The organism is Catenuloplanes sp. NPDC051500 (genome assembly GCF_044454585.1).
Taxonomy (GTDB): Bacteria; Actinomycetota; Actinomycetes; order Mycobacteriales; family Micromonosporaceae; genus Catenuloplanes.
This window is the reverse complement of the sequence record NZ_JBITDX010000011.1, coordinates 148,239-167,853: the sequence shown is the minus strand read 5'-3', so window position 1 is coordinate 167,853 and position 19,615 is coordinate 148,239. Positions and strand designations below refer to the sequence as shown.

Here is a 19,615-nt window from a genome sequence, read left to right as displayed (position 1 = left end):
ACGAGATGCTGACTCAGGTATCAGACCCGGTGCGCATGGTCGTCAAGAAGGCCGGCGACGTCCGCATCCACACGTTCGTCTCGTCGTTCACCGGCAACAACATCGCGAATGCCACGCACATCGTGGAGAGCCGGAACTGCCTGGTGCTCATCGACGGCCAGTTCCTCGTGCCGTACGCGAAGAAGTTCCGGGAGTATGCGGACGGGCTGGGAAAGCCGATCGACCGGCTGTACCTCTCGCACCGGCATCCGGATCACTGGTTCGGGCTGGGTGCCGCGTTCGACGACGTACCCGTGCATGCCCTTTCCGAGACCGCCGACTTCATCCGGGATCACGGTGAGGACTCGCTGAGCGACCACTGGAAACTGGGCGATCTCATGCCGGAGCGGATCGTCGTTCCGAAGGAGGTCGCCGAGCCTGGCGAATGCGTCGTCGACGGCGTCACGTACCACCTCGGGAAAGTTGTCGAAACGGAGGTGGACTTTCACCTCACGGTCAAGCTCCCGGAACTGGGCGTGTGGTTCGCCCAGGACCTGCTCTACAGCGGCACGCATCTCTATCTGACCCAGGAGATGGGGCACTGGATCAGTGTGCTTGAGGAGCTGCTGACCTCGGACTACGAGCTGTTCCTGCCGGGGCACGGGCTGCCGGCCGACAAGAACGAGGTCGCCCGGAACATCGAGTACCTCACGGCGGCCCGGCAGGCGGTCTCCGACGGGCTGACCGGCGACGCGTTCAAGGAGTTCCTGCTGCGGCGCTATCCCGAGCGGCGGTGCCCCGGCATCTTCGACATCTATCTGCCGCGGTTGTTCGGCGACTCGCGGGACTACTAGGGCGGCGATCATGCAACCGGAATACACGGTAGGGAATTACCTGGTCGACCGGCTCCGGCAGCTTGGCCTGGGGCATCTGTTCTCGATCGCGGGGGACTATTCGATCGGCTGGGTGAACGGCTACGTCGAGCCGAGCGACATCGAGGTCATCGAGGAGGTGAACGAGCTCAACGCCGGTTACGCGGCCGACGGATACGCCAGGCTGAAGGGAATCGGCGCGCTCTGCGTCACCTATTCGGCAGGCGCGTTGTGCACTGTGAACGCGATCGCCGGCGCCTTTGTGGAGAAGGTGCCTGTGGTGCTCATCAACGGCACTCCGAGCATCAAGAAGACGCTCGCGTTCGAGCAGACCGGTGTCAGCTCGCATCATTTCATCACCGGCCGCGAGACGGATCTGCAGTCCTTCGAACACCTCACGGCCGCGGCGGTACGGGTGGACAACCCCGACCAGGCGCCGATGCTCATCGACTACGCGCTGTCGGCGTGCATCACCGACCGGCGCCCGGTCTACATCGAGCTGCTCCAGGACATGATCGACCTGAGCTGCCCGCGGCCGGCCGGCACGCTGACGCCCGGCCGCACCATGTCGGACCCGGCGAACCTCCAGGAGTCTGTCACCCGAATCCGGGAGCGGCTGTCCGCGGCAGAGAGCCCGGTCGTCTGGGTGGGCGTGGAGATCGACCGCTTCGGCCTGCACGCCAAGGCGGAGAGCCTGCTCCGCCAGTTGCAGATCCCGTACGTCACCGAGCTGCTGAGCAAGGCGGTGCTGTCCGAGGACGACACGTTGTTCGCGGGCGTGTTCGACGGCCAGGCGTCCTCGCCCGCGGTCAAGGACCTGATCCACGACGCCGATCTGGTGCTGGCGCTCGGCGTCTGGCTGACCGACATCAACTCGCTCGGCTGGGACGTCGACTTCGGCCGGACCGCGTTCGTGTCGCTCGACACGGTCAAGGACGGCACGTTCTTCAGCCCGCAGGTCGCGCTTGAGCACCTGATCGACGGACTGCTCGCCGACCCGGTCACCCGCACCACGCCGGCCCGGCCGCGGACGCCGGTGAACACCGCGACGCTCACCGAGCCGCACGGGGACAGCCTCACCTACCAGGGGTTCTACGACACGATCGCGCAGTACGTGGACGAGAACACGATCATCGCCAGCGACGCGAGCCTCAACTACTTCGGAAGCCTGCTGCTCACCGTGCCGACGGCCGGCGGGTTCGTCGCGCAGTCGTCGTACTCGTCGATCGGCTACAGCGCGCCGGCCGCGACCGGCATCTGCCTCGCCAAGAACGAGAACCAGCGGGTGCTTGTCTTCTCCGGCGACGGCGGGTTCCAGATGACCGCCCAGTGCCTGTCGGTGCAGACCCGCTTCGGCCTCGACCCGATCATCTTCGTGCTCAACAACGGCGTCTACGGCGTGGAGCAGTGGCTCGCGGACGCGTCGGTCTTCGACACCGCGAAGCCGTTCTACAAGTCCTGCGTGCTGCACCCGTGGAACTACAGCCGGCTTGCCGACGTCTTCGGCTGCCAGGGCTGGCGGGCGAGCACCTATGTGGAGCTCAAGGAGGCAGTCACGGGCGCGCTTGCGAACACGGGCAGCCCGTCCATCGTCGAGGTCGTCGTGGACGGCAGGTCGATTCCCGATAACGCGAAATGGAAGACGAACTAGCGAGGAGCCGCACATGACCGCAACAACCCTGGAACCCGACACCCACACCCGGGCCCGATCCGGATCGGAGTACGCCGGGCAGGACTCCCAGAACGTGCTGGCCGGCGTGCGTCGCACCGACTTCCGGGTGATCGCGCAGCACATGCTCAGCCTGATGATGCGCAACGTCGCCACGCCGGGCTTCCTCTTCGAGGACCCGGTGGAGCCGGGGCGGTTCTCCGCGCCGGGTTGCGTGATCGCGGCGCCGTCGTTCCCGGCGAACTCGCCCGGTGTCGACCAGGACTACGTGTTCAACTGGACCCGCGACGCCGCGATCACCGCGATGGAGCTGGCCGCGGCCGGCATCCCGGTCAGGCCGAACGCCGGTGTCGAACCGCTTGAGGACTACGTCAGGTTCGCCGCGATCTGCCAGGGCAACGCGATCCCGACGCTCGCCCACGCCTGCTTTACGATCGAGGGCGTCTCCCGCCCGTGGACCGAGCAGAACGACGGCCCGGCGCTGCAGACGATCGCGATCCTGCAGGCGTTCGCGCAGCTTGACGAGCCCACCCAGACGCTCGCCCGCCAGGTGATCGGCCGCAACCTCGACTTCCTCGCGGACGCGTACCGGCAGCAGACCACGAACCTGTGGGAGGAGCACTCCGGCTACTCGTTCTTCGCCCGGTCGGCCCAGCTGCGCTGCTTCCAGGCGATCGCGGCCAACACGATCGGCATCCCCGTACCCGCTGGATGTCAGGAGGCGATCGACTGGCTGCGGAACGCGCTTGCCACCCACTGGGACGGCCTGCGCTATCTGAGCCTGATCGGGGACGGCACGCCGCCCGCCGACCCGGCCGGGCCCGGCTACGACCCGAACATCGACATCGTGATGGCCGCGATCTACGGCGCCGTGCCGGTCACCGACACCCGGCTGCTCGCCACCGCCGCGGAACTGCGCTCGCAGTGGGCGGACCCGGCGGCGCCGACCGTCTACCCGGTTAACCTGGCCGACGAGCGGCTGGGGATCGGGCCGATGATGGGCCGCTATCCGGGCGACACCTACGACGGCGAGGTCTCCGACCCGGTGCCGGGCGGTCACCCGTGGGCGCTTACCACCTGCAACTTCGCGGAGCTGTACTACCGGCTCGCGGCCGAGGTGCGCGGCGGGGGAGCGCTGCCGTACGACGCGCTCTCCACCCCGTTCTTCGCCCAGATTGGCGTCACCGAGAGCACGTCGACGCAGAACGCGGCCGCCGCGCTGGAACAGGCAGGTGACCAGATGCTGCAGGCGGTCATCTACCACAGCGACAACCTCGAACTGAGCGAGCAGTTCGACGGCACCACCGGCTACTGCCGCAGCGTGAGCAACCTGACCTGGAGCTATGCCGCGTACCTGTCCGCGGTGCGGGCCAAGACCGGCCTCAACGTCCAGGGCTGAGCCCGGAACGGAAGGAGAATGTCGTGATCTTTCCCGAAGGGGCTGCGGCCCGCACCGATTCCACTGACGTCGCCGGTCGCGTCTACGACGTCGTCATCGTCGGCGCCGGGATCTCCGGCGCGATCATCGCGGACCGTCTCAGCCGGGAGGGCCGCTCGGTCCTGCTGCTCGAGGCGGCCCCGGCCGACGACCTGACAATCAGCGGGTACGAGACGTACCTGAACCGCTTCTACGGCACGGCGTCGAAGGACAACCAGGCGCCGTACCCGGTGCTCCCGCCGGTCCCGATGCCGCGCAGCACCGATGCCCGCCCACTGACGCCCGGCGGCGGCCCGAACACCGGCGGATACCTGGTGCAGAACGGCCCGCACTCCACTGACACCACGTACACCCGGGTGCTCGGCGGCACGACCATGCACTGGGAGGCGAAGATCCTGCGGATGCTCCCGGAGGACTTCGAGCTCGCGGACCGGTACGGGCAGGGGCTCGCCTGGCCGATGGGGTACGACGAGCTGGAACCGCTCTACCGCGAGGCGGAACGGGAGATCGGCGTGTCGGCCGACGTCGAGGACCAGAAGTACCTCGGCCTGCACTACCCGCCGGACTACGTGTTCCCGATGCGCGGACTGCCCGCGTCCTACCTCGACAAGACCGTGGCGGAGGGCATCGACGGCACCACTGTGACGGCCGGCGAGAACGAGGAGATCTCGATCCGGGTCCGCCCGTTCCCGCAGGGCCGCAACGGCATTCCGAACCCCGCCTACGACGCCGGACGCGGCTTCAGGCCGGTCGGCGCGGTAAGCACCCACCAGGTCGAGGAGGGCGGCCGCTGCCAGGGCAACAACAACTGCGTGCCGATCTGCCCGGTCCAGGCGAAGTACCACGCCGGCAAGACGCTTGCGGCCACGCTTCACCGCGACGTCGACCTGCTCGCCCAAGCGGTCGCGTACCAGGTGCACACGGACGCGGAGACCGGCCGGGTCACCAAGATCGAGTACCGGCGCTACAGGGATCCGAACTCCACCGCGTACGAGACCGGATTCGCACAGGGCCGCACCTACGTGCTCGCGACGAACGCGATCGAGAACGCGCGGCTGATGCTCGCCTCCGGGCTGCAGAACCGCGCGGATCTGATCGGCCGGAATCTTATGGACCACGCCTACCTGCTCACCTGGGCCCGGCTGCCGAAGATCGCCGGCACGATGCGCGGGACGAACTGCACCTCGGGCATCACCGACCTGCGCGGCGGCCGGTTCCGCCGCGACCGGGCCAGTTTCAGCGTCGACATCCACAACGACGGCTGGGGCTGGGCGACCGGCGCTCCGGTGACAGACCTGGTCCGGATCGTCGACGAGAACCAGCACGGGTTCGGGCTGCGCCGGTCGCTTGTCGACCAGGTCAGCAGCCAGCTGCTGCTGGCCCACATGATCGAGGTGCTGCCGGACCGGAACAACCGGGTCACTGTCGACCCGCGCTACCGCGACGAGCTGGGCAACATGCGACCTGTCATCTCGTTCACGGTTCCGGACTACACGATGCGCGGCGCCGCGTTCGCCCGTGACGTCTCGCGGCAGCTGTTCGGCAAGCTCGGCGCGGAGGACCACACACGCTACGACCCGGCGGAGTACGGCTACGTGGAGTTCGGCGGCGAGGGCTACCGGATCCTCGGCGGCAACCACCTGGCCGGTACGCACGTGATGGGTACCAGCCCCGGCACGTCCGTAGTCGACGACAATCAGCGCAGCTGGGAGCACGAGAACCTCTACCTGGTCGGCGGCGGCAGCATGCCCACGATCGGCACGGCCAACACCACGCTGACCTCCACCGCGCTCTGCCTGCGTACGGCCAAGCACCTAATCCAGGAGCTGCGGCGTCAGGACCGGCCGGTGACCCTCGCGACGATTGGCGCCCGATGACCCCGCAGACCCTGACCGCCGAACGCCGGCTGCCGGCCGAGATCGACACGATCGCGGAGCTGGAGGCGTATCTCAACGCCGCGCTGCGCCTGGAACACGCCACCATCCCGCCCTACCTGACCGCGCTGTACTCCCTGCATCCCGGGGCGAACTCCGACGCCCGGCACCTGATCCGGGTGGTCGCGGTCGAGGAGATGCTCCACCTGACGCTTGTCGCGAACGTGATGAACGCGCTCGGATTCCGGGTCGACCTCACCGCCGACGACTTCGTCCCGCGCTATCCCGCGCACCTGCCGAGCGGTGAGATCGACTTCCTGGTGAGCGTGGGACCGTTCTCCCAGGCGGCGGTGACCACGTTCCTCAACATCGAGCGCCCGGCCAAGGCCCCGAACGAGAGCAGTCGCCTGCTGCCCCGCCCGGACCTCGGCGCCGGCACCGTGCTGGCGGCCAGCCCGCTCGACCCGAGCCGGCGCTTCTACAGCATCGGTGAGTTCTACGAGGAGATCGACCGCGGGCTGCGCCACCTCCATCGGGAGCAGGGCGACAGGCTCTTCTCCGGCGACATCACCCGGCAGGTGGGCCCGGAGTACTTCTACTCCGGCGGCGGCGAGGTGGTGGTGGTCCACGATCTCGCGTCCGCGCTGCGCGCGCTGGAGCTGATCACCGAGCAGGGGGAAGGGCTGGGCGGCGGGATCTACGACGGCGAGGGGGAGCTGTCGCACTACTACCGGTACCAGCAGCTGCAGTTGGGGCACTACTACCAGAAGGGCGACGTGCCAGGCCGGCCGAGCGGGCCGCCGCTGGACATGGACTTCGCCGCGGTCTACCCGGTCGCGATCGACGCGGCGCTGTCCGACTATCCGGACGGCTCGCCTGTCCTTGAGGCGGCACAACGCTTCCAGCAGACGTACGCGGACTTCCTCGGGTTCCTCACCGCCGCCTACGACGGCGCGCCGCAGAAGCTGCTCGACGCCGTACCGTGGATGTTCCGGCTCCGCGACGACATCGAGCACCTGATCCGCAACCCGTTCCCCGGCCGGCCCGGCGTCCACGCGTCCCCGGTCTTCACCCGAGCGCCGGAGGACCGGTCATGAGCCTTGACGATTTCGTGGCGTTCTCCGCGGAGGTCACCGGTTTCACCGAGTTCGACCTGCTCGGCACCGGCCAGGCGGAGTCCTATCTAGACGTTGTCACGGCGGTGGTCGGCGAGCGGAACCTGGCCGACCTGCTCAGCGCCTACCGCGCACGGGTGACCGAAACCGGCGACGAGCAGGCGCGCGCGGCCCAGCTGACCGGGGCCGTGCTCGGTGACGACCGGCTGGGGCCGATCGCCCGCAACATCATCAAGCTCTGGTACTGCGGCGTCTGGTTCGCGCTGCCCGACGACTGGACCGCGCGGTTCAGCCCGGCCGGGCGGCCGGGCACGTTCACCGCCTCGCCGCAGGCCTACACCCAGGGCCTCCTCTGGTACGCGATCGGCGCCAACCCGCCGGGAGCCCGTGCTCCCGGGTACGCCTCCTGGGCGTCCCCACCACGCATCCCGGAACTGCCCGCCTCCGCCATCCCACACTCGCTCACCGCCTAGCGCTCGACGTCCGCCCGCCGGACGGCGACCTCAGGTTCCCGCACCGTTCCGGATCTATGTGCGGTTTCGTCACGCATCTGTCCTTATCGGACGGTACTGAGCCCGTCCCGCGATGCTGCGGGACGGGCTCAGCCGTTCAGCTCGCCCGCGAAAGCTTTGCCAGAACGGACGGGACCTGTCACGGCCACGGCCACGGCCGCCATCGCGAGATATCGAAGTGTTCTGCTCGCGCCGGCGCCAACAGCGTGGGCGATCGCCCGGCGGTGTGGCTTCTGATTTCCCGATAAAGCCTCATAAGGTGCGCCGTTCCGGAAGGATTCGATTGTTGCGGATCACGCGGGCGGGGGCACGGGAATGATCACGTTTTCAAAGGGTGCGGTCTGTTCCGCGCTCGCTCTCCTGGTGGCCGGACTGGTTGTGGCACCGCCGTCCACGGCGGAAGCGGCGCCCCTGGAAGCGCCGCCCGCCGCCGAGGCCGCAGCCCCCCTGGACGACGAGGACGGCCCGGTGCGGCAGCGGCCGGTCGGCTGGCCTGGCGGCGCGGAACGCCCGGAGGGCTCGATCTGGGGTGCGACCAGGTCCACGCCCGCGGACGTCGACCCGGAGCCCGGCGTCGCGTCCGTGCTCACCGCGCCGACGTCGGACGCGGCGCTTGACCTGATCGACATCTACGGCGGCGCGACCTGGCCGATGTCCCCCGGCTTCGCCGCGGAGCGCTACCACTACCACGTGGTCACCGCGGAGAGCGCGCTGGCGTTCGAGAGCAACGCCCGCGCGGCCGGCGCGACGATCGCGGCGACGCTCAACGGTGTGATGCTCGGCCTCTCCGACGGTGACGGCACGCTTGAGCCGGTTCGTGGCGCGAACGACCTGGTGATCACCGTGACGGCCGCGGACGCGGTGACCACCCGGGTCTACCGGGTGACTGTGTGGCGGGACGCGGCGCCGAGCCCGCAGATCATCGACGTCGGCCGTACGACGACCACGGTGCTCGGCGGCGGCCGGTCGACGATCACCGTGCGCAACGCCCCGGACATGGACTACTGCAGCACGCCGCGGGTGATTGTCGGGGAGAACCGGGCCGAGGTGCTCGAGAACACCATCGACCCGGACACCGGCGTGAACCGGCTGCTTGTGGATCTGCCGGCCGCCACGGACTTCACGCCGGGCACTGTCGACCTGACGATCCGTACCCGGTGCAATGCCTTCGGGCACTCGCTCATCGGCTGGGGGACGAGCAAGAACGCGATCACGTACACCACGTCGTACGCGGTGAACAGCATCGAGGCCCCGGCCACAGTCACGGTCGGCACCCCGATCACGGTCAAGGGCCCGGGCGTCACGGCCGGCGCCTCGCTGCGCTACTGGATCAGCGACGCCAAGGGCCGCGAGCTAGATCTGGACTGGTGGGGCTACACCGGCGAGGGCACGACAACCGTCTACGCGGACTTCCCGATCTGGCAGCGCGAGCCGTGGGACGGGGACGGCCCGCGGACCGTGCACGTCGCGCGGTGCGAGGGCGGCAAGGACGCGTCCGCGCTGGGTGGCGGTAACGACGGCTGCCAGACGCTGCTGACGAAGGCGATCACCTGGAAGGCGCCGGTGCCGTCGAACGTGAGCATCTCGCCGCTTGGCGGCCCGCTCACCGGCGGGACGACGCTGCGGGTCCGGGGGCGCTTCCTGATGTGCGGCGAGTGCGCGCCCGACCTGACGATCGGCGGCGTCACCGCGTCACTGAGCAACATCGTCGACGGGAGCCACTACGAGTCCGACGACGTGAACGTGTACTTCAACGGCCTCGACGTGCTCGAGTACACCGTGCCGCCGAGCGCCACGCCCGGCCCGGCGACCGTGACGCTCACGACCCCGGTCGGCACGTCGAAGGTCGCCACGCCGTTCACCTACGCCGCGAAGCCGTCCATCGCCTCGATCACCCCCGGCACCGTGGCCGCGAGCGGCGGATCCGTGGTCACGCTCACCGGCGCCGGGTTCGGGCTGTCCGGCCGGCCGACCGTGATCATCGGCGGCGTGAAGTCGCCGCTCGTCACCCGGGTCAGCGACACCAAGCTCACCGCGGTCGTGCCGATCACCCTGGCCGGGCCCGGTCAGGTCGACGTGCAGGTCTCGTCGTCGCTCGGCGGCGGCATCTCCGCGCCGGCGGCTCTCACGCTCGTCGCGCCGGGCACGCTGCCGGTCATCTCCGGGATCAGCCCCGCGTCCGGCGCCTCCGGCGACGAGATCACCATCAGCGGTACGGCCTTCGGCCCGTCCGGCACGGTCGGCGTCAGCATCGGCGGTGTCTGGGCCCGGGTGGTGTCCTCCACGCCGGCGTCGATCGTCGTGGAGATCCCGGCGGTCGGCGGCCCCGGCCCCACAGACGTGGTCGTCGGCGCGGTCACCGGGCTGCGCACCTCGGCGGGCGGGCTGACCGTGCTTCCGGACAAGGGGATCGCGTCGGTCTTCCCGGCCACCGTCCCGTCCTACGCCATCGGCGGCGCGGCCACGGTCACGATCACCGGCGGGGGCTTCGGCGCCGGCGGCACTGTCAAGGTCGGCTCCGCCAACGCGGTGGCGTACAGCAGCACGAACAGCGGCACGACGATCAGCGGCGTCGCGGTGCCGACGACCACGGCCGGCCCGTTGACTGTGACAGTCACACCGGCCGGATCGGCGACCTCGTTCAAGAGCACCGTGCGGGTCACCGCGCCGGCCATCAGCTACTTCGGCGCGGACCCGTACGACGACGTCTACCGCAACGCGGACGAGAGCGTCGAGGACTCCGGCGGCGTGCTTACCGTGCCGGTCGCCGGTGGCACCCGGGTCCGCGTGCAGGGCACCGGTTTCGGGAGTTCCGGCACGCTGAAGGTGGGCAGCGCGACAGTGACACCGACCGGCTGGTCGGACACGCTCATCACGTTCGCCGCACCGGCGCAGACCGCCGGACCGGCCCAGGCGGTGATCACCCCGGCCGGTTCGCCGCTGGCCGCCACGCGTGACGGCGCGCTGCAGTACATCGGCGCGCTGGCCCGCCCGGCGATCACCCGGATCGTGGCCGCCCCCGCGCTCGACCACCCGGCGGCGAACATGTTCCTGCCCGGCAGCGACCCGACGAACACGTTCACGCTCAGCGGTACGAACCTGACCGGCGCGACAGCCGTGCGGGTGTACCCGAGCACCGATGCGAACGGCGAGCCGGTCACGTCCACGCCGGGCAGCGTCACCGCCACGTCGTTGACGTTCAGCGCGCCGCGCACGATCACCGATCCGGGCTGGAAGCGCGTCGAGGTGGTCACGCCCGGCGGCACCGTCGCGCGGGAGCAGGGCCTGGAATATCTCGACGAGGGCATCACGGTCGCGGCGTCGCCGTTCCACGGGTTCTGCATGCAGTCCGCCGCGGTGGGCTCCGGCGGCGTCCCGCTGACCCCGGCCTCGGTCACGGTCTCCAACAGCGGCGGCGTGTTCGGGTCCGCGACCGGCACGGTCACCGTCGACGGGACCGCGGTCACGCCGGTCAGCTGGAACCCGAGCGAGATCGTGTTCAGCATGAGCAGCCTGGCGTCGCCGCTGTCGAACCCGTGGGGCTCCAAGATCATCAAGGTGGACCCGGCCGACGACGGGCTCGCCGACCGGCTCGTCGGCTTCACCTGCGCGATCACGCCCACCGTCGCCACCACGATCAACGGCAGCGTCAACCCGCTCACCGTGCCTGTCGGTACGACGTACACGGCCGGGTACACCACCGCCGGGTTCTACGGCCCGAACCCGTTCACCGCAACGTCGCCGGCCGGGTACGAGTACTCCTCCGACGCCGGGTTCAACAACACGATCCGCAGCGGCCTCCCGGTCGCCGCGGGCGACTGGTACGTGCGGGTGAACCGGACCGCGGCGAGTTACGCCACGGACCGCTACCTGTGGACGCAGAACCCGGAGCCGGTGCACCTCACGATCACCGGCACGCCGATCACCGTCACGCCGAAGGTCGTCGGCAGCGCCACCCTCACCTACAAGGGGCAGTTGCAGCCGTCCGACTTCACCTACACGCCGAGCAGCACCACCGACCCGATCACGGCCGTGACCTGGGAGCACCGCAACTCCACCTGCGAGGGCCAGGGGCCGGACAACGGCTGGGAGACCGGCCTGCCGAAGAACGTGGCCTGGGGCGAGTGCGGGGCCGACAACGCGGTGAAGGCGTCCTGGGACGTGCGGGTCAAGTCGTTCGAGATGAAGACGAGCGGCACCGACCGGGCGATCTTCTACACCGCGACCCGCCCGTCGACCCGGATCACGATCAACCCGCGGAACCTCACCATCACCGCGGCCCGCGCCGACAAGGTCTACGACGGCACCGCCACCGCGAACCCGGGCGAGCCGGTCTTCTCCGGCGCGATCAGCGGCGACGACGTGGGCATCGACTCCGGCAGCGGCGGCGCGACCTACCCCGACCCGTCGCCCGGCACGAACCGGGCCGTCACGCTCGCCAACGACCTGACGTTGACCGGCGGCACCGCCCGCAACTACACGCTCACCAACCCGCGGCCGACGTTCAAGGGCACGATCACCAAGGCCGGCGCGATGCTCACCCTGTCGGTGAGCCCGCCGTCCGTGCTGATCAGCCAGAACCCGCAGGCCACGATCACCGCCACAGTCACCGACACGCGCGGCGGCGCGCCTGTCGACGGTGCCGGTCTCGCGCCGGTCGTGCTCGTCTCGCTCACGCCGTCGGTCTGCACGATCTCCGGCACCACTGTGACCGGGGTGAGCGGCGGAGCCTGCGTCATCCAGGGCACCCAGGCGGCCTCGGCCAACTACACCGCGGCGGTAGCGGCCACCGACCCGGCCGGCACCACCGAGACCATCGAGTTCCCGGTGTTCGCCGCGCCGCAGGCCATCTCCGTCATCGCGGACGACCTGACCATCGCCCAGGGCGACGCGCTGTCGCCGACCGCGCAGGTCGCCGGTCTCTTCGAGGGCGACAGCGTCTCCGGCCTCGACTACGAGTACTACGACGGGCAGCTGCTGCTCAACACGCCGCCGACCGCGCCGGGCCGGTACCGGGTGGTGCCGGTCGCCGGTGCGCTCAACGACGAGGCGATCGGCGCGTCCTACAGCAACCCCGGCAGTTTCGTCTACGTCGGCGGCACGCTGCTCATCACGCCCGTACCGCCGACCATCACCGACGTGTCGCCGAACTACACCTACATCCCGCAGAGCGCGGGTGTCACGATCACCGGCACGCTGCTCGGCAACGTCACGGCGGTGCGCTTCGGGGACCGTACGCTGCGGTCGCCGGACTTCCTTGTCAACGAGGAGGGCACCCGGCTGACGTTCACCGCGCCGGCGTCGAACGTGGCCGCGACAGTGCCGATCACGCTTGTCGCCGGCACCGCGGAGGCGACCGCGACGTTCAGCTACATCCCGGAGCCGGTGGTGGTCACGCCGGAGCCGCCGACCCCCGTCGACCCGGTCACGCCGTCACCGTCGCCGGTCACGCCGAAGCCGTCGGTGATCCCGTCGATCGACCAGGACCCGGTGATCGTCCCGTCGCCGACCACGTCCGCCACACCGGCCCCGGGGCCGTCCACCACGCCGAGCCCGATCGGCACCCCGTCGCCGAACCCGAACCCGACCGGAAGCCCGGCACCGACAGTCGCGCCGGCGCCGACCACCACAGTGCCGGCCGAGCCGGTCCGGCTCAACCTCGACCTGAACCTCGCCGTCGACACCAAGCTGGTCGGGGCCAAGGCGCAGCTGACCGGCGGCGGCCTGCAGCCCGCCTCGGACTACGTCCTGCAGATGCGGTCCGACCCGGTCACGATCGCGTCAGGCAAGACCGACGCGAACGGCGACTTCACCGCGATCATCACGATGCCGGGCAAGGCCTGCGTGTCAAGCGGCCTGCACCAGCTGATCCTGACCGGCACCGCGCCGAACGGCACCACTGTCAACGACACCAACTGGATCACGCTCAACGACACCTGCACCGCGACAAGCATCACCACCACGAAGCCGGTCGGCAACACGGTCACGATGAGGTCGTTCATCTTCCCGTACAACTCGGCGAAGCTGCGCCCGAACGCCAAGACGGTGCTGCGGAACCTGGCCGGCTCGCTGAAGACCGCCAAGGTCATCACGATCACCGGCTACACGCAGACAGACCGCACGTCGAAGGCGGCGATCCGGGCCAACCGCAAGCTCGCCAAGCAGCGTGCGAACGCGGTCCGCAAGTACCTGCGCTCGCTCGGCGTCAACGTCACGATCGTGACGGTCGGCAAGGGGCCTGTCGACCCGGTCGACCACAAGAACCAGAAGCGCAACCGCCGGGTCGTCATCAGCGCCCAGTACTGAACCCCGAGGGCCGGCGGCAGCCCGTCCGTACCCGCGAGGGCTGACCGGCCACTCAGAACAATCGCATCGGTGCCGGAGTTCGCAACGAGACGATCGTCACAGTAATAGGCGCGCGAAAACTATTGCCTGAACGGGCTCCGGCGCTCGTGGAAATCCACAGTAGAACAACTCCCCGCGACCTATTGTCATTTGATAACTACGCAAGCGATGATCTTCTGCGGATCGGGCCGGAACCGCCCGGACCGGTCGGAAGGGATGCGCTCGTGAAACGGAAGAACGATGGTCCCGCACTTCCCGGCGAGGGTGACACCGATTATGCGCGGTACATGCGTACCGATGCGCTGCTCGACCTGCAAAGGAGCCCGGCGGAGGTCATTCACCGGGATGAACTGCTGTTCCAGGTGACGCACCAGTCCACCGAACTGTGGCTCAAACTTGCGGCGTCGGAACTGGCCGAGGCGATCGCCCGGGTCGAGGCGGGTGAGCCTGCTTCGGCTGAGTCGCTGCTCACCAGGGCGACGCTCGCGGTACGGCTCGTCACCGACCAGCTCGACATGCTCGGCCACCTGCAGCCTGCGGACTTCCAGGCGATGCAGCCCGCGCTCGGCAACGGTTCCGGCGCGGAGTCGCCGGGCTGGCGGCAGACCCAGACCGCCTGCCGCAAGCTCGGCCTGGCCTTCACCGCGCTGCTCGCCGACCGGGGGACCGACCTGGCGGCGCTCTACGCCCGTGACCCGTCCGACCCGCTCTTCCGGCTCGCGGAGGCCATGGTCGAGTTCGACGACCGGGTCTCGAACTGGCGGGTGCGGCACTACAAGATCGCGATTCGGGTCGGCAGCCACGGCGTCATCGGCACCGCGGGCAGCCCGTCGAACATGCTCGCCAAACTCATCGACTACCGTTTCTTCCCCGAGCTGTGGCAGCAGCGCGCGAGCACCCTTGCATGAGTCCGGTCCCGGCGCGGCAGATGATGCGAGGTTCCGCCAGATGACTTCCGCGGGCATACAGGCGACGATCCGTGAACAGTTCCCATTGTTGGACACCTGCGTCTACCTCAATAACAACTCGACAGGTCTCGTGCCGAAAGACGCCGAACAGGTCCTGAAAGACTATTGGGAAACGTTGCGCACCTGGCGTGACAGCGCCTGGGACGGCTGGCACGACGGCCTCGACGAATACACCGGCGGATTGGCCGCGTTCATCGGTGCCGCGCCGGGCAGCGTCGTCGTCGACGCCAATCTGAGCACCCTGCTGGTGCGCATCGCCTCCTGTTTCGACTATCGGGCGCCCCGCAACCGGGTGGTGACGACCGACCTGGAGTTCCCGACGATCCCGTTCATCTGGAACGCGTTCCGGCGGTACGGCGCCGAACCAGACGTGGTCAGCTCCGGCGGCCCGCACATCGACGAGGACGAACTGCTGCGGCGCATCGACGAGCGGACGCTGCTGGTGTGCGTGCCGCACGCCAGCTACTCGTCCGGGGCCACCATCGACCTGGACCGCCTGGTGAGACATGCGCACGGAGTCGGCGCACTGGTGAGCGTCGACGCGTTCCAGAGCGTCGGCGTCATGCCGCTCGACGTCACCGCGCTCGGCGTCGACTTCGTCCTCGGCGGCGCGCACAAGTGGATGTGCGGCGTGGGCACCGCCTTCCTGTACGCCCGCCCCGACCTGCTGCCCGGCCTCGAACCCGCGGCGACCGGCTGGCAGGCGGGCGACCGCGCGATGACGTTCCAGCCGTCCGCCGGCTTCGCACCAGACGTGCGGCGGCTCACCGGCGGCACCCCGTTCCCGCTCACCTCGCTCGTCTCCCAGGTCGGGCTGGACCTGCTGCGCGGCGTCGGCATCGACGCGATCCGCGCGCATTCGCTTGCCTGCACGGACCGGATCATCAGCCGGGCCGCCGCGGCAGGCATCCCGGTGGTCAGCCCGGTGGACAGGGACCGGCGCGGCGGCGTGGTCTGCCTTGACGTCCCGGACGGCGAGGCGGTCAAGTACCGGCTGGCCGAGCGGGACATGATCTGCAGCTGGCGTGGCTACCTGCGGCTCGGCCCGCACATCTACAACACACCAGACGAGATCGACGCGTTCATGGACGCGCTCGAGGAGGTGACGCGGTGACGTACTCGCCCCGTGCGCTGATGAGCCTGCTCTTCAACGGTTCCAAGGCGGTCGACGTGGTGACGACCGCGCTCGAGACCGGGCTGCTCGACGCGCTTGAACCCGGGCCGGTGAGCCTCCGCGACCTCGCCGCGCGGTTCGGGATGCAGCCGTTGCGGCTCTACAAGTTCCTTGACTGCCTGGAGAGCCTCGGGTTCCTCGAACGGGACGAGCCGGGCGACGACATCAACGACACGACCTACCGCGCGGTTCGCGGGCTCCGTGCCGCCGCCGCGGCCGCGGTCGGGCCGGACTCGATCGAGCGGGACCGGGACACGTACCCCTGGCGGCGGTTGCACGGTCGTCTGGCGGAGAGCCTCCGCGGCGAGGTGAGCCTGACCGAGGACGAGTTCTCCTGGCCGCCGAAGGACGAGGAGCAGACGGAGGCGTTCGAGCGCAGCATGTCCGTCGGCCTCGGGCCGGTCCTGGACACCCTCGACCGGCACGCGGACCGCCTGTGGCCGGGACGGCGGCGTTTCCTCGACGTCGGCGGCGGCGCGGGCCGGCTCGCCGCGCACGTGCTCGGCAAGGCCCCGGAACTGCGGGCCGACGTCTACAACCTGCCGGCGGTCGGCCCGCTTGTCGAGGAGACCCGGAAGAGGTGCGGCCACCCGGACCGGCTCGGGTTCGTCGGCGGCGACTTCTTCGCCGAGCCGCTGCCGGCCGGCTACGACGCGCTCGCGTTCGTCCGGGTGCTGCACGACTGGCCGACCCGGGACGCCCGCATGCTGGTCCGGAAGGCGTTCGACGCGCTGCCGCCGGGCGGTCTGCTGCTGATCTGCGAGGAGTTCCGCACGCCTGACCGGCTCGCGATGCAGTTCTTCTGGTCCTACTTCCTGATCGGCGCGGACAGCGCGGTCAGCCGGCTCCGCGAGGTCGAGTTCTACACCGGCCTGCTTGCGGAGACCGGCTTCACCGACGTCGAGGTCCTGCCAGGCGTCTGGGAACTGGTCGTGGCCCACAAGCCACGCTGACCTGTGGCGCCCACCCACACGGTGGGCGCCACACCCGGCCTGGGTTCTAGGCTGCGGGAATGAAGGTTCTCTCCATTCAGTCGGCTGTCGCACACGGGCACGTCGGGAATTCCGCCGCCGTGTTCCCGCTGCAGCGCATCGGCGTTGAGGTCGTCCCGGTCCTGACGGTGAACTTCTCCAACCACACGGGGTACGGCGCGTGGCGGGGCCCGCTCATCCCGCCGTCGGATGTGGCCGAGGTCCTGCTCGGCGTGGAGGAGCGTGGCGTGTTCCCGCAGGTCGACGCCGTGCTGTCCGGATATCAGGGCGGCGTGGGCATCGGCGATGTGATCGTCGACGCGGTACGCCGGGTGAAGGCCGCGAACCCGGCCGCGCTCTACGCCTGCGACCCGGTGATGGGCAACGCCAAGTCCGGCTGCTTCGTCGCGCCGGAGATCCCCGTACTGCTGCGGGACCGGGTGGTGCCGGTCGCCGACATCATCACGCCGAACCAGTTCGAGCTTGGCTTCCTGACCGGCACCGAGCCGGCGAGCATCGGGTCGACGCTTGCCTCTGTCGATCTGGCCCGCGCGATGGGCCCGTCGACGGTGCTCGTCACAAGCGTGGAGCGGCCGGACCGGGCGGAGGGCACGATCGAGATGCTCGTCGTGGACGGTGCCGGCGCCTGGCTGGTGACCACCCCGCACCTGCCGTTCAAGGCGAACGGGTCCGGTGACGTCACGGCCGCGCTGTTCACCGCCCACTACGTCGAGACCCGGGACGCGAAGGTGTCGCTTGAGCGCACCGCGTCGAGCGTCTTCGACCTGATCGATACCACCTACCGGTCCGGCGACCGGGAGCTGCGGCTGGTGCAGGCCCAGGAGTTCTTCGCCGCACCGCGCATGCAGTTCACCGCGGAGCGGGTCAGCCGCTGACCCGGTAACCGACACCGGCCATGGTGGTGATCACCTGTGGGTCGCCGAGCTTGCGGCGCAGCCGGCCGATCGTCACCGTGACGGTGTTGGTGAACGGGTCCGCGTTCTCGTCCCAGACCTGCTCCAGCAGCGTCTCCGCGCTCAGGAACGCCGGCGCCGCCCGCAACAGCGCCTCAAGCAGGGCGAACTCCTTGACGGAAAGGTCCAGCAGCCGGCCGTCGCGGGTGGCGGTCCGGCGGGCCGGGTCGAGCTCCAGGCCCGCCGCACGAAGCGTCCTCGGCCGGGACGACGGGCGGCGGCGGGCCAGCGCGCGGATCCGCAGCACCAGCTCGGGGAAGTGGAACGGCTTCGCCAGGTAGTCGTCCGCGCCGAGCGTGAGGCCGGTGACCCGGTCACCCGGTGCGGCCGCGGCGGTGAGCATCAGCACCATCGGCCGGTCATCGCGCTCGGTGATCATCTGGCAGAGCGTGTCGCCGTGCAGGCCGGGCAGGTCACGATCGAGGACCACCACCTCGTACCGGGCCAGATCCAGTTTCTCCGCGGCCGTGAGGCCGTCCAGCGCGACGTCGACGGCCATCCCCTGATCGCGCAGGCCCTCCGCCACCACGTCGGCGAGCGTGGGCGTGTCCTCGACCACGAGCACCCTCATGCGCCCACCACGAGTGGCAACCGGACCGTGACCCGGAGCCCACCCTCTGGCCGGGCGTCAAGCGTGAGCGTCCCGCCGTGCGCCGCCACGATCGCCGCCACGATCGACAGGCCCAACCCGGTCCCGGTACGGGCCGTGCGCGCCACCCCGAGCCGCTGGAACGGCTGGCCCAATCGGGCGACCCGCGCCGGATCCAGCGGCGGCCCGCCGGACTCCACGGTCAGCAGCGCGGTGCCGGTGCCGTCCGTGACCGCGACCCGGATCCAGCCGCCCGGCTCGTTGTGGGTGATCGCATTGCCGACCACGTTGCCGACCATGCGGGCGAGCAGCACCGCGTTGCCGTGCGTCCAGGCGCCATCGCCCAGCTCCGCGTCCACGGTCAGCCGCCCGGTGTCCAGGCCGCCGAGCACCGCCGCGGTAAGCGCGCCGAGGTCGACCGGCTCGCGGTCCGGAAGCACGCCGTGCGCGGTGCGGGCAAGCGTCAGGAACCCGTCGAGAAGCGCGTCGACCCGGTCCAGCTCGGTACGCAACCGGCCGGCGAGCGCTGTCGTCTGCGCCGGCACCGGGCCGGGCTTGGCGACCGCGACGTCGAGCGTGGCCCGCATCGTGGCCAGCGGCGTGCGCAGCTCGTGCGAGGCGTTGGTGACGAACCGGCGCTGTGCCTCGAACGCCTGCTCCAGCCGTTCCAGCAGGTCGTCGATGGTGTCCGCGAGCGCCTTGACCTCGTCGTCCGGGCCCGGCGCGGCGAGCCGCTCGTGCAGGTTGTCGGCGGTGATCCGGCGGGTGGCCGCGGTGATCGTCCGCAGCGGGCGCAGCACCCGGCCGGCGACCGACCGGCCAAGAAGCACCGACGCGATTCCCATCACGGTCAGCCCGATCACCGAGCCGGTGAGCAGCTGCCGGGCCTGGTCCTGACGCGCCGATTCCAGCCGCGACTCAAGCTCGGCGATCCGGGCGGCGTCGGCCGGCCGGTGCTGCTGGTCCGGGCCGGGCGCGACCTGCCTCGACCCGGAGACCGTGATGAGGCCGGTGAGGGTGAGCAGCGCAACGCCGGAGAGCATGAACAGCGCCACGTACATGATGGTGAACCTCAGCCGTACCGTCCGCATCCGACCAGGATGCCGGTCCGCCCCTAACAGCGGAATGACAGGCC

Annotated in this window: 13 protein-coding genes; 11 read left to right on the top strand and 2 right to left on the bottom strand. The window is 69.9% G+C overall.

Annotated features, from left to right (window positions below; translation table 11 throughout):
- Positions 1-5: 5 nt before the first annotated feature.
- From ACIA8K_RS23215 to pdxY, 11 genes are all read left to right on the top strand, one after another.
- On the top strand, positions 6-833 hold the full coding sequence (locus ACIA8K_RS23215) for an MBL fold metallo-hydrolase (protein ID WP_396062520.1): 828 nt from the start codon (positions 6-8) through the stop codon (positions 831-833).
- Positions 834-843: 10 nt separating this feature from the next.
- Positions 844-2,502: an alpha-keto acid decarboxylase family protein gene (locus ACIA8K_RS23210; RefSeq protein WP_396062518.1), complete on the top strand. Its 1,659-nt coding sequence runs from the start codon at positions 844-846 to the stop codon at positions 2,500-2,502.
- Between the two features lie 13 nt (positions 2,503-2,515).
- On the top strand, positions 2,516-3,919 hold the full coding sequence (locus ACIA8K_RS23205) for a glycoside hydrolase family 15 protein (protein WP_396062516.1): 1,404 nt from the start codon (positions 2,516-2,518) through the stop codon (positions 3,917-3,919).
- 23 nt (positions 3,920-3,942) lie between these two features.
- Positions 3,943-5,835, top strand: a complete 1,893-nt coding sequence (locus ACIA8K_RS23200) for a GMC family oxidoreductase (protein ID WP_396062514.1) — start codon at positions 3,943-3,945, stop codon at positions 5,833-5,835.
- Positions 5,832-6,929, top strand: coding sequence for a ferritin-like protein (locus ACIA8K_RS23195; RefSeq protein ID WP_396062512.1), 1,098 nt, complete (start codon positions 5,832-5,834; stop codon positions 6,927-6,929). The genes ACIA8K_RS23200 and ACIA8K_RS23195 overlap by 4 nt, the downstream gene beginning before the upstream one ends.
- Complete coding sequence (locus tag ACIA8K_RS23190; protein WP_396062510.1) at positions 6,926-7,420, top strand: hypothetical protein; 495 nt, start codon at positions 6,926-6,928, stop codon at positions 7,418-7,420. The genes ACIA8K_RS23195 and ACIA8K_RS23190 overlap by 4 nt, the downstream gene beginning before the upstream one ends.
- 402 nt (positions 7,421-7,822) lie before the next feature.
- The gene (locus tag ACIA8K_RS23185; RefSeq protein ID WP_396062508.1) at positions 7,823-13,765 is read left to right on the top strand and encodes an IPT/TIG domain-containing protein; all 5,943 of its coding nucleotides are present in this window, start codon (positions 7,823-7,825) and stop codon (positions 13,763-13,765) included.
- A gap of 263 nt (positions 13,766-14,028) precedes the next feature.
- A complete protein-coding gene (locus ACIA8K_RS23180; protein WP_396062506.1) occupies positions 14,029-14,712 on the top strand; it encodes a tryptophan 2,3-dioxygenase family protein in 684 nt (227 codons plus the stop codon).
- Between the two features lie 40 nt (positions 14,713-14,752).
- Positions 14,753-15,886, top strand: coding sequence for an aminotransferase class V-fold PLP-dependent enzyme (locus tag ACIA8K_RS23175; protein ID WP_396062504.1), 1,134 nt, complete (start codon positions 14,753-14,755; stop codon positions 15,884-15,886).
- Positions 15,887-15,906: 20 nt separating this feature from the next.
- Positions 15,907-16,899, top strand: a complete 993-nt coding sequence (locus ACIA8K_RS23170) for a methyltransferase (RefSeq protein WP_396062737.1) — start codon at positions 15,907-15,909, stop codon at positions 16,897-16,899.
- Between the two features lie 59 nt (positions 16,900-16,958).
- Entirely contained in the window at positions 16,959-17,813 is an 855-nt protein-coding gene (pdxY, locus tag ACIA8K_RS23165; protein WP_396062502.1) for a pyridoxal kinase PdxY, read from the top strand.
- Here pdxY and ACIA8K_RS23160 read toward each other — a convergent pair.
- Both ACIA8K_RS23160 and ACIA8K_RS23155 read right to left on the bottom strand, forming a co-directional pair.
- Positions 17,803-18,462, bottom strand: coding sequence for a response regulator transcription factor (locus ACIA8K_RS23160; RefSeq protein ID WP_396062500.1), 660 nt, complete (start codon positions 18,460-18,462; stop codon positions 17,803-17,805). The two genes, pdxY and ACIA8K_RS23160, sit on opposite strands and share 11 nt — an antisense overlap.
- The gene (locus ACIA8K_RS23155; RefSeq protein WP_396062498.1) at positions 18,459-19,571 is read right to left on the bottom strand and encodes a sensor histidine kinase; all 1,113 of its coding nucleotides are present in this window, start codon (positions 19,569-19,571) and stop codon (positions 18,459-18,461) included. The genes ACIA8K_RS23160 and ACIA8K_RS23155 overlap by 4 nt, the downstream gene beginning before the upstream one ends.
- Positions 19,572-19,615 lie beyond the last annotated feature (44 nt).